Here is an 11,140-nt window from a genome sequence, read left to right on the forward strand (position 1 = left end):
ACCGACGCCGTCAACGCCGTGATCAGCCACTTTCGCAAACACCCGGATCCCGCCGTAGTGGTGCTGCCCACCGGGGCCGGCAAGAGTCTGGTGATCGCCGAGCTGGCCCGCAAAGCGCGCGGTCGGGTGCTGGTGCTGGCCCACGTCAAGGAGCTGGTGGAGCAGAACCACGCTAAATACGAGGCGTGGGGGCTCAAGGCCGATATTTTCGCTGCCGGCCTGGATCGCAAGGAGGCGAGCGCCCAGGTGGTGTTCGGCTCGGTGCAGTCGGTCGCCCGCAATCTGGCGGCCTTCGACGGGGCGTTTTCGCTGCTGATCATCGATGAGTGCCATCGGGTCTCGCTCGATGACGACAGTCAATACCATCAGGTGATCGACCATCTCAAGGCTGCCAATCCGGCCCTCAAGATCCTCGGCCTCACCGCCACCCCCTATCGGCTCGGGCTGGGCTGGATCTACCGGCGCCACTACCACGGCATGGTCAAGAGCCACGGCGAGCGGCTGTTTGGCGACTGCGTGTTCGAGCTGCCCTTGCGTTTTATGGTGAAAAACGGCTACCTCACTCCGCCGCGCATGGTGGATGCCCCCATCGTCCACTACGACTTCAGCAAGCTGGTGGCACGGGAGAACGGCCTCTTTAGCGAGGCAGATCTCAACGGAGAGCTCAAGCGCCAGCAGCGGGTCACCCCCCATATCCTGAGTCAGGTGCTGGAGTATGCCGCCGACCGGCAGGGGGTGATGATCTTCGCCGCCACCGTCGAGCATGCCCGCGAAATTCACGGTCTGCTGGGCGCCCGAGGCCAGCAGACAGCCCTTATCACCGGCGAGACGCCGGGGCCGGAGCGCGATGCCCTTATCAGCGCCTTCAAGGCGCGCGAGCTCAAGTTTCTGGTCAACGTGGCGGTACTCACCACCGGCTTCGACGCCCCTCATGTCGATCTTATCGTGATGCTCAGGCCCACTGAGTCGGTCTCCCTCTACCAGCAGATCGTGGGGCGGGGCCTGCGCCTCTCGCCGGGCAAGAGCGATTGTCTGGTGCTCGACTATGCGGGCAACAACTTCAACCTGTTCGCCCCCGAAGTGGGGGAGCCTCGCCCCCACGCCAGTACCGAGCCGGTACAAGTACCCTGCCCCGCCTGCGGTTTTGCCAACACCTTCTGGGGCAAGACCGACGAGGATGGCAAGGTGATCGAGCACTACGGCCGCCGCTGTCAGGGGCTGTTTGAAGATGATGAGGGCAACCGCGAGGAGTGTGACTACCGCTTTCGCGCCAAGATCTGCCCCGGCTGCGGTGCGGAGAACGACATCGCCGCCCGCCGCTGCCAGAGCTGCGATCAGCTGCTGGTGGACCCTGACGACAAGCTTAAAGAGGCGCTCAATCTCAAGGATTGCATGGTGATCCGCTGTGCGGGGCTGACCCTCACAGAAGGGCGCGGCAAACAGGGGGAGCGGCTGGAGGTGACCTACCACGATGAGGATGGATTGACCCTCAGTGAATACTTCGGATTTCACTCCCCGGGCGCACGGCGCTTGTTTCAACAGCACTTTGTGCGTCATCATTGGCCCGCCCCGGGGCTGGAGCCCGAATTTGCCACCCTGGCGAGCGTGCTGGCCGCGCAAAGCCAGTTCCGTCATCCGGATTTTGTCATCGCCCGCAAATCGGGTCGCTTCTGGCAGATAAAAGAGAAAATTTTTGATTATGAGGGTCGCTATCGTACCGCCAACTCGCTGGCATGATGGCGACCGGCATACATGGCATGAATTGCGTTATCCCGTCGATCCCGCATCGGCTGGTTGAATTATCAGGGTCGGCACCACTGCCGGGCCCTTCGTCACGTTAGAGGATGTTATGCAGCGGCTGTTGATTGGTTTTTGTGCTCTCTTTTCTTCTCTGGCGGCTCATGCCGCCCCGCTGACGCCCCCTCAGGGTGGCCAGTACGCCATCATGGTGCAGGGCAATAACGGCGTCGAGTTCGCCCGCCACGCGGATCAAATGATCGCTCCAGCTTCCACCATGAAGGTGCTCACCGCGCTGGCGGCCCGCCTCGAGCTGGGTGCCGACTTCCGCTTCGCCACCGACATTCAGGCCCAACCCGGTGCCAAACAGGGTGACACCATCAACGGCGATATCTGGATCAACTTCGTCGGCGATCCCACCCTCTCCCGCATGGATCTGCTCGCCCTGTTCAAACAGCTCGGCGTCACCAGCATCAAGGGCAACGTCTACGTCAACACCGGCGCCTACAACGGCTACGAGCGCGGCAACGGCTGGTCGTGGGGGGATCAGACCCTCTGCTTCGCCGCGCCCGTCTCCTCGGTCATCATCGACAAGAACTGCGCCTACGGCACCATCACTGCCACCCAGATTGGCAAACCGGCGGTCGGCAACGTGGCCACAGGCGTCCCCATCGGCATCGGTGCCGACAACGTGGAGGTGATGAGCTATGGCGACATGGCGCGCCAGTTCTGCGCACTGGAAGTGGACATGGCCAAGGGCAACTTCTACGAGCTCAAGGGCTGCATCACCCCGAACAAGGAGCCGCAGGGACTGCGTTTCGCCATTCACGACGTGGAAGCCTGGGGCTGGGACAACATCCGCTGGGCGATGAACCGGGCCGGTATCAAGCATGATGGCCTGCTGCGGGTCACCCACAAGGCCCCTGAAGGGGCAGAGACCCTCGGCACCCACTACTCGGTCTCCCTGCCGGTGATGCTCGCCAAGATGCTGAAGAAATCGGACAACCTCTATGCCGATACCTTCCTCAAAACCGTGGGCCGTCACTACTACAACAAGCCGGGCAGCTATCGCAGCGGCACCATGGCGGTGCGCGCCATCCTGACCAAGAACGGCATCGATCTGGGCAACGCCACTTTGGCAGACGGCTCCGGTCTCTCCGCTCACAATCTCATCAGCGCCCGTCAGATGATGTCGGTGCTGAACTTCATCCAGAAAAATGATGCCGAACTTGGCCTGATCAAGCTGCTGCCAAGCTCTCAGGTGGATGGCACCCTGGCGTGGCGCCGCAGCGTCACCGCCCCCATGATGAAGAACAAGGTCCACGCCAAGACCGGCACCATCACCGGCACCTCCAATCTGGTGGGCTTTATCGACACGGCAGGCGGCCAGCGCAAGGCGTTCGTGATGTTCCAGCGCGGCCTGTCCCAAGATCCGGCCACCCATGAGCGCTACCGTGCCAGCAAGGCGCCGTGGCCCTGGACTGTATTCGAGAAGGGGGTGCTGGAGAGCATCTATCAGCAGCAGCCGATCCAGATCGCCGATGAGAGCTGAGCCAATAGGCCCACTCGAATCACGGTATCGATAATTTCGGCTTCAAGTCGCCACGAGGCAGGGCTATGCTGTTGCCTGCCTCATATCAACGGCCATACATAAACGGCTTAAAAAACGGAGAGAAAATATGTTTGCAGTGATTTTTGGTCGCCCGGGTTGCCCCTACTGTGTCCGTGCCGTACAGATCGCCGAGCAGCTGACCGAACAGCGCGATGACTTCAAATTCCGCTACGTGGATATCCATGCCGAAGGCATCACCAAAGAAGATCTGGCCAAGAGCGCCGGCAAGCCGGTCAATACCGTGCCGCAGATCTTCCTGGACGAGCAGCACATCGGTGGCTGCACCGATTTCGAAGCCTACGCCAAAGCGAATCTGGGTCTCTACCAGTAATGCCAGCGGGTCATCCCAAGCGGGTTGACCGCCAGATCGTATAAAAAAATCCGGCGCTATCAGGCGCCGGATTTTTTTATGGGCAACACGCGCACATCATCCCCGATCAGGGGGTCACCGACTGGGCGGCAAAGCGCGCAATGATGGGGTTGTGATCCGAGCTGTCGGTGGCCGGTGAACTCACCTCGACCAGATCCAGATTGCGGTAGTAGAGATGATCCAGTGGGCGACCGAAGGCGGTACGGCGCAGGTCAGGCACCGGCACGGCCTCTTGCAGACCCAGCTCGTCCACCAATTTATTCAGCCAGAACTGGCGCTTGTCGCTCCAGGTATTGAAATCACCGGCCAGGATCACCGGCCCCTGATGGCGGCGCACCAAGGCAGTCAAATCGTTGAGCTGCTCGCGGAAGGTAGCCATCCCCAGCTCGAAATTGACCGCATGGATATTGATGACCATAACGCCGTCAGGATCGCCCTGCAGCGGATAGAGGCTCACCAGCCCGGATTTGGGGATGCGCAGCAAAGGCTCGGGGGAGCGCACGCCACAGACGAACGCCTGCGGGGTCTTGGCCACCGTCATTACCCCGAACGACACGCCGCCCTGGGTGAAGGCTTGCAGCTGTTGCCACTGGAAATCACCGGCGCGCAGCCAGTCGAGCATATCGGGACGGGTGGCCGACTCTTGCAGCAGCACCAGATCCTGCCCCTTGGCGTAACTGTCCATCCCTTCACGCCAGTTCTTGCGCTGGCCCTTGTAGAGATTCCACACCGTCACCCCGAATTCACGGGGCAGCGCCGTGGTCGCCAACGCTACCAGCGGCGGACGCTGGCAGTCGAGTCCCGGCACAATCCCTTGAGCTGTGACCAGATGGTTCTGATCCGGCACCTCAAAACAACCTACCAACCCCAAGGTCAGCAGGGAGGTGCCAAGAATGCGATAACTATTTTTCATTGGCTAACAACCGCCCGCCTTTGCTTTTTGTTGCGACCATCACAAACGTCATCCACGCCGACTAAGCTGATAGTCCCTGTTCCACCCAACCAGAAGGACCTTGTCTCATGGCGAAAGAACTTCGGTACAACGTGACGTTTTATGATCAACAAGGAAATTGTCATCAAGTGGAGCTGTCCACCGTCTATCAGATAAGACGAGACCCTCAATGCGATCTCTGCCTGTTCGACACCCTGCAATATGTGGGCTCGGAAGAGATGCTGGAACGCATGATACGGCAAAAAACCGGGCTTGAGCAGGAAATATCCATCATCAATGCCCGGCTGATTTAATCAGGCACTCACCGGAACCGGGCGGGATTTGCCCTGCTCGTCGATGGCGACATAGGTGAAGATCCCCTCGGTCACACAGTAACGCTGGGCATCGTTTTCCCGCAGTACCGGCTTGACCCACACCTCCAGCTTGAGCTTCATGGAGCTGCGGCCGATCTTCATGCAGCGGCCGTAGCAGCAGACCACATCGCCCACCTTGACCGGACTGTGAAAGGTCATGCCTTCGACGGATACGGTACAAATACGTCCTTTTGCCAGCTCCTTGGCCATAATGCCCCCACCTATATCCATCTGGGACATGATCCAGCCACCAAAGATGTCGCCATTGGGGTTGGTATCGGCTGGCATTGCCAGGGTTCTCAGCAACAACTCCCCATCGGGGTGACGTTTTGTATCTACCATCATTACCGCCTCTCTCTCATGGATGGCGGCATGATAGGGGGCGATCACCCCCTTGGCAAACCTCAATTGCCCGAGGCGGCGAGCTCGGCAAACCAGTGGGCCGGATCGGGCCAGCGATAGTTGAATCCCATCTGCTGACAAATCAGCTGGCCGTCGATGGGCTGAAATTCACCGGCAGGCTCGATAAAGACCGGCACGGGCAGCCCCTGCTGGCGCGCCGCAAAGGGGTAGAACTGCTCGCGGCGCGGATGCACCGGCGCGCTCAGGTTGAAGACATTCCCGTCCTTGCCCCGTTCCAGCAGCAGCATGCAAGCCGCCACAACATCGTCCAGATGGACCAGATTGACGGACTGGGCGCCGCCATCGAGAGTCTTGCCCGCGAGGAAACGGCCGGGATGGCGATCCGGGCCATAAAGGCCGGAGGGGCGCACTATCATCACTGCCTCGAAACCGGCCGCCAGCACCGCCTGCTCCGCCGCCAGCATCCGCTCGCCACGGGCATGGCGGGGTTGGGGTTCTTCCCCCTCCTGCTGCCCTGCGCCCCATACCGAGGTGGCACTGACAAACAGTACCCGCCGGGTGCCACTCGCTTTGGCCAACGCACAGGCCCTTGCCACCGCCTGCGGATAATCGTCTGTCTTGCTCGGTGGTACGCAGATCACCAGACTCTCGCAGGGGATGGGCCACGCATCCGACATATGGGCAGAAATCGTCAGCGGATGGGCATCGATCCCCTCCCCCTGCAGACGGGCCGCCTTCTCGGCACTGCTGACCGTCACCGCCACTGACTTGCCTGCCGCCAGCAGGGCCCGCGCCAGCGGCAGCCCGAGCCACCCCGCTCCCAGAATGCCGATAGTCCCGGCGATATGTTGTTCTGTCATCGTCCCGTCTCCTGCTTGACGCTATTTGCCCCGCAGCTTACCTGCCTTGGCATAAAAAGAAAGCTTTGACCTGCAGATAGACAAATGCCGCCAATAGTGGCGGCATTTGTCTATCTGCCATATATGAGTTCAAAGCCATATATGTATTCTAATAAGAACCGTAAATATAGTCTCACATTCAGCTATTGCTCTGTTGAAAATAGTTGCTGACATTTATTTACAAACTATATTTTTCAAAATACTGCTCCATTACTTCATCTCCCTGAAGTTCCCTGCTTAGTAATCGTAGCCGTTGAATGTTTTTATCATCACCATCATATGGAACATCTGTATAACCTCTAGGTAGCCCCCCACAGGCTTCTACATCCTCAATTGACCAGCCAAGCTGAGAAAGACCTTCAAGAGTAAATAACGCCCTTGGATCAACATAGACCCAATAGTCACGATAACATGCTTCAACAACCTTTAATATATCGATGAAGTAATTTTCAGCTAAGTGTATTACATCTCCTGAAGGCGCTTCTTTTAATCTATCAATAGAGATAAAGAATGAAACATGCCGGAACATTCCATCTATAATAGCCCCTGAGTGACCGACAGGAACCTCACCTACCTTTTGAAGATAATTCCGTAAATCAACAAAATACCTAGCCAAGTCATTAGATTTTAAGCATTCTTGATGTGGCTTATACCAATCATCAAAACCAGGATATTTAGACATAACCGCCTGCAAAGAAAATGTAATACTCCTTGCTGCGGATGCAAATGCGCTTAATAAAAATGAAAATTCTTCATCAAGCCCTCTCGAATCTTTTAGCTTATCTAAAAAATAATCAGCCTCAGCAACTTTGGTTGCAACAATGTGAAAGCCTCTAGATGGAAATTCATATTTTTCAGTATGCACACAGCCTCCCTCTTTACTACTTATCACTGTATTTTCACACTAAGCATTACGTATCATAAAATACTATAATTAAATATACTAAACAGTCCTATTTACCATGTGATTAAGAATTAACCAAACATACATTTAAGTTATCTAAACAGACATTTAAAAATCATCCATAAGCGGGCCATTGGCCCGCTTGGTTATATTTCACTCACTTCACCATCATACCGGCGGATGGAAATGGCTGGCTTCGCGGGTGGCCATCTCCTCGTAGGTGGCCCACTTCTGCCACGCCACTTTTTGCGCCACCTGCATCAGCCGTTCAGCCTCCTCCGGATGGCTCTGGGCCAGCACCCGATAACGGGTCTCCTCCTGCCGGTATTCAGCGAGGGGAATGGAGGGGCGCAGGCTGTCGAGACTAAAGGGGTTCTGCCCCGATCTGCGCAATACCGGGTTGTAGCGCATCAGCGGCCAGTGACCGGAGGCCACGGCCCGTTTTTGCTGGGTCAGGCCAAACTCCATATCGATGCCGTGGGCGATACAGTGGCTGTAGGCGATGATCAGCGACGGGCCCGGATAGGCCTCCGCCTCACGCAAGGCCTGCAGCGCCTGCTGTGGGTTGGCACCAAAGGCGATGCGGGCAACATAGACGTTGCCGTAGGAGATGGCCTGCAACGCCACATCCTTCTTGGCCAGCGTCTTGCCCCCCGCCGCGAACTTGGCGACAGCACCAAGCGGGGTCGATTTCGACATCTGCCCACCGGTGTTGGAGTAGACCTCGGTATCCATCACCAACACGTTCACATCGCGGCCGGAGGCGAGCACATGGTCGAGCCCCGATGAGCCGATGTCATAGGCCCAGCCATCGCCGCCGATGATCCAGACCGAGCGCCGCACCAGCTGATCGATAAGTGACAGCAGCTCGCGGGCCTTGCCGGATTTCACCTCTTCCAGCCGCTCCCGCACTTGCGCCACCCGGGTGCGCTGGGCGCGGATCTCCGACTCCAGCCGTTGCGGGGCGCTAATCAGGGTATCGACCAGCTCTGGGCCCAGCTCCCCCTTCATCGCTTCGAGGGCCGCCACCGCCTGACCGTGATGCTGATCGGCAGTGAGACGAAAACCAAAGCCAAACTCGGCGTTGTCCTCAAACAGGGAGTTCGACCAGGCCGGCCCCTTCCCTTCGCCGTTCTTGGCCCATGGCGTAGTCGGCAGGTTACCGCCATAGATGGAGGAGCAGCCGGTGGCGTTGGCCACCAGCATGCGATCGCCAAACAACTGGGTCAGCAGCTTGAGATAGGGGGTCTCGCCACAGCCGGCGCAGGCGCCAGAGAACTCGAACAGGGGTTCGAGGAACTGGGTGCCGCGCACCGTGGAGAAGTCCACCCGCTCGCGGGCAGGCCACGGCAGGCTCTCGAACCAGCGCAGCGCCTGCTTCTGGCCAGCCAGATGGGGCGCCTTGTCCATCATGGCGATGGCGCGCTCGCCTTCATGGCTCTCATCCGCCCCAGCCCGCACCGGACAGGCCTGCACGCACTGACCGCAGCCGGTGCAATCCTCCGGATAGAGCTGCAAGGTGTAGCGGCTGTCGGGGAAGCCCTTGGCTGTGACGGGCACCGACTGCGCTGCCTCGGGGGCGGTCGCCAGCCAGTCCTGATGGTAGAACTTGGCCCGCAGCGCCGCGTGGGGGCAGACAAAGACGCAGTTGCCGCACTGGATGCAGATATCCGAATGCCAGATCGGGATCTCGCGGGCGATATCCCGCTTCTCGAAGCGGCTGGTGGCGGTGGGGTAAGTGCCATCCACCGGCAGCATGGAGACCGGAATAAGATCGCCGCGCCCCGCCAGCATCTCGCCGGTGACCCGCTGGACAAACTCGCTGCCACCCGGTGCCAGCGGCAGCGGATAGTCGCTGATCTGCTCCTCACCGGCCGGGATGGCCACCTGATGGAGATGAGCCAGGGTGTCGTCCACCGCCGCGAAGTTGCGCTCGACCACCTCGGGCCCCTTGCGGGCATAACTCTTCTCGATGCTCTCCTTGATCAGCGCAATCGCCTCATCCCGCGGCAAGACTCCGGCCAGCGCGAAGAAGCAGGTCTGCATAATGGTGTTGATGCGATTGCCCATGCCGTTTTGCTCGGCCACCCGATCCCCATCGATGCAGTAGAGCTGGATATTGAGGGCGCGAATACGGGCCCGCAGCCGCTCGGGCAGCTGGCCCCACACCTTGTCAGCCTCATAGGGGGCATTGAGCAGCAGGGTCGCCCCTTCGGCGGCGTGCTCCAGCAGATCGACCGACTCGACAAAGCCCCACTGGTGGCAGCCGATAAAGCTCGCCTGCTCGATAAGCCAGGGGGCGTCGATGGGCTCGGGGCCAAAGCGCAGGTGGGAGACGGTGCGCGAGCCCGACTTCTTGGAGTCGTAGACGAAGTAGCCCTGGGCGTGGAACCCCTCCAGCTCGCCGATGATCTTGATGCTGTTCTTGTTGGCGCCCACGGTACCGTCGGCACCAAGGCCGAAGAAGAGTGCCCGCACCCGGCTGGCGGGCTCCAGATCGCCGATGGGGTGCCAGGCCAGACTGAGGCCCGACACATCATCGACGATCCCCACGGTAAAGCGCGGGCGCGGCGCATCGGATGCCAGCTCCTCGAACACGGCAGCGCACATGGCGGGGGTGAACTCTTTGGAAGAGAGGCCATAGCGACCGCCGCTGAGCCAGGGTAGCCGCTTGATAAGGCCGCGCTGCAAGCCATCGATCAGGGCGCTCTGCACATCCAGCAGCAGCGGCTCGCCACCTGCCCCCGGCTCCTTGGTGCGATCCAGCACCGCCATGCGCCGCACGCTCTGCGGTAGCGCATCGAGCAGCGCCTGTACCGGGAAGGGACGATAGAGGCGCACAACCAAGACCCCGGTCTTGCGATCCTGCCGGTTGAGCCAATCCACGGTGGTGCGGGCGGTGGCCGCCCCCGAGCCCATCAGCACGATGACGTCGGTGGCATCGGGCGCGCCGTGATACTCCACCAGCCGGTAGTGACGACCGGTCAGCTCGCCGAGGTTGTCCATGCACTGCTGCACCCGCGCCGGTACCGCCTCGTAGAAGGGGTTAACGCTCTCGCGGGACTGGAAATAGGTATCCGGGTTCTGGGCTGTGCCGCGCATCACCGGGTGATCCGGGTTGAGGGCCCGGGCACGGTGGGCGCGTACCCAGTCGTTGTCGATAAGGGCCCGGATCTCATCTTTGTGCAGCGCGACTATCTTGTTCACCTCGTGGGAAGTGCGAAAGCCGTCGAAGAAGTGGATAAAGGGCACCCGGCACTGCAGGGTGACGCTGTGAGCAACCAAGGCCAGGTCCTGCGCCTCCTGCACCGAACCGGAGGCAAGCATGGCAAAGCCGGTGCTGCGCGCCGCCATCACATCCTGATGGTCGCCAAAAATCGACAGCCCCTGCGCCGCCAGCGAACGGGCCGCCACATGGAACACCGCCGAGGTCAATTCACCGGCGATCTTGTACATGTTGGGCAGCATCAGCATCAGCCCCTGACTGGCGGTGAAGGTGGTGGCGAGCGCCCCCGCCTGCAGGGCGCCGTGTACCGTGCCGGCCGCCCCCCCTTCGCTCTGCATCTCCACTACGGTGGGGATGTTGCCCCACAGGTTGGTCTGCCCCTCCGCCGCCCAGGCATCGGCCAGTTCGGCCATGGTCGAGCTCGGGGTGATGGGGTAGATGGCACACACTTCACTCAGCTGGTAGGCCACCCGGGCCGCGGCTTCGTTGCCGTCGACCATGATCAGTTCATGTTTCATTGGGACTCCTCCGGTTGGCGCAGCTCGATGGCGTGACAAGGGCACTGGTCGTGACAGGCACCGCAGCCGGTGCAGCGCGCCGCATCTACCTGATAGCCCTTGCCCGGCCCCAGCTTGGCGATGGCCTGCTCGGGGCAGCTGCCATAGCAGCCGTCGCACTCGAAGCAGTTGCCGCAGGAGTAGCAGCGCGCCGCCTCGTAGCGGGC

Annotated in this window: 10 protein-coding genes; 4 read left to right on the plus strand and 6 right to left on the minus strand. The window is 60.1% G+C overall.

What is annotated here, in order from left to right:
• From G5358_RS18270 to G5358_RS18280, 3 genes are all read left to right on the plus strand, one after another.
• On the plus strand, positions 1-1,737 hold a 1,737-nt coding region (locus tag G5358_RS18270), incomplete at its 5' end, for a DEAD/DEAH box helicase (protein ID WP_421324649.1).
• A gap of 112 nt (positions 1,738-1,849) precedes the next feature.
• Entirely contained in the window at positions 1,850-3,289 is a 1,440-nt protein-coding gene (gene dacB / locus G5358_RS18275; protein ID WP_005350510.1) for a D-alanyl-D-alanine carboxypeptidase/D-alanyl-D-alanine endopeptidase, read from the plus strand.
• Between the two features lie 94 nt (positions 3,290-3,383).
• Positions 3,384-3,680 carry a GrxA family glutaredoxin gene (locus tag G5358_RS18280; protein ID WP_223849348.1) on the plus strand — a complete coding sequence of 99 codons (297 nt, stop codon included), beginning with the start codon at positions 3,384-3,386 and terminating at the stop codon, positions 3,678-3,680.
• Between the two features lie 106 nt (positions 3,681-3,786).
• Here G5358_RS18280 and G5358_RS18285 read toward each other — a convergent pair whose 3' ends face one another.
• The gene (locus G5358_RS18285) at positions 3,787-4,632 is read right to left on the minus strand and encodes an endonuclease/exonuclease/phosphatase family protein (RefSeq protein ID WP_005337873.1); all 846 of its coding nucleotides are present in this window, start codon (positions 4,630-4,632) and stop codon (positions 3,787-3,789) included.
• A gap of 107 nt (positions 4,633-4,739) precedes the next feature.
• Between G5358_RS18285 and G5358_RS18290 the strand changes: the two genes are divergently transcribed.
• Entirely contained in the window at positions 4,740-4,964 is a 225-nt protein-coding gene (locus tag G5358_RS18290; protein WP_005344394.1) for a hypothetical protein, read from the plus strand.
• On the opposite strand, the gene yciA is transcribed toward G5358_RS18290, so the two are convergent.
• The 5 genes from yciA to G5358_RS18315 form a co-directional block, all read right to left on the minus strand.
• Positions 4,965-5,369, minus strand: coding sequence for an acyl-CoA thioester hydrolase YciA (gene yciA, locus G5358_RS18295; RefSeq protein WP_005337875.1), 405 nt, complete (start codon positions 5,367-5,369; stop codon positions 4,965-4,967).
• 59 nt (positions 5,370-5,428) lie between these two features.
• A complete protein-coding gene (locus G5358_RS18300; RefSeq protein ID WP_421324650.1) occupies positions 5,429-6,247 on the minus strand; it encodes an NAD-dependent epimerase/dehydratase family protein in 819 nt (272 codons plus the stop codon).
• A 217-nt stretch (positions 6,248-6,464) separates the two neighbouring features.
• Entirely contained in the window at positions 6,465-7,151 is a 687-nt protein-coding gene (locus tag G5358_RS18305; RefSeq protein ID WP_216995354.1) for a hypothetical protein, read from the minus strand.
• A 207-nt stretch (positions 7,152-7,358) separates the two neighbouring features.
• Positions 7,359-10,934 carry a pyruvate:ferredoxin (flavodoxin) oxidoreductase gene (gene nifJ / locus G5358_RS18310; protein WP_421324651.1) on the minus strand — a complete coding sequence of 1,192 codons (3,576 nt, stop codon included), beginning with the start codon at positions 10,932-10,934 and terminating at the stop codon, positions 7,359-7,361.
• Positions 10,931-11,140, minus strand: a 210-nt coding sequence (locus tag G5358_RS18315; RefSeq protein WP_421324652.1) for a 4Fe-4S dicluster domain-containing protein, incomplete at its 5' end; no start/stop codon positions are given. The genes G5358_RS18315 and nifJ, both read right to left, overlap by 4 nt.

Origin of the sequence: Aeromonas sp. 604176, from assembly GCF_049170755.1 — a bacterium.
GTDB classification, from domain to species: domain Bacteria; phylum Pseudomonadota; class Gammaproteobacteria; order Enterobacterales; family Aeromonadaceae; genus Aeromonas; species Aeromonas veronii_A.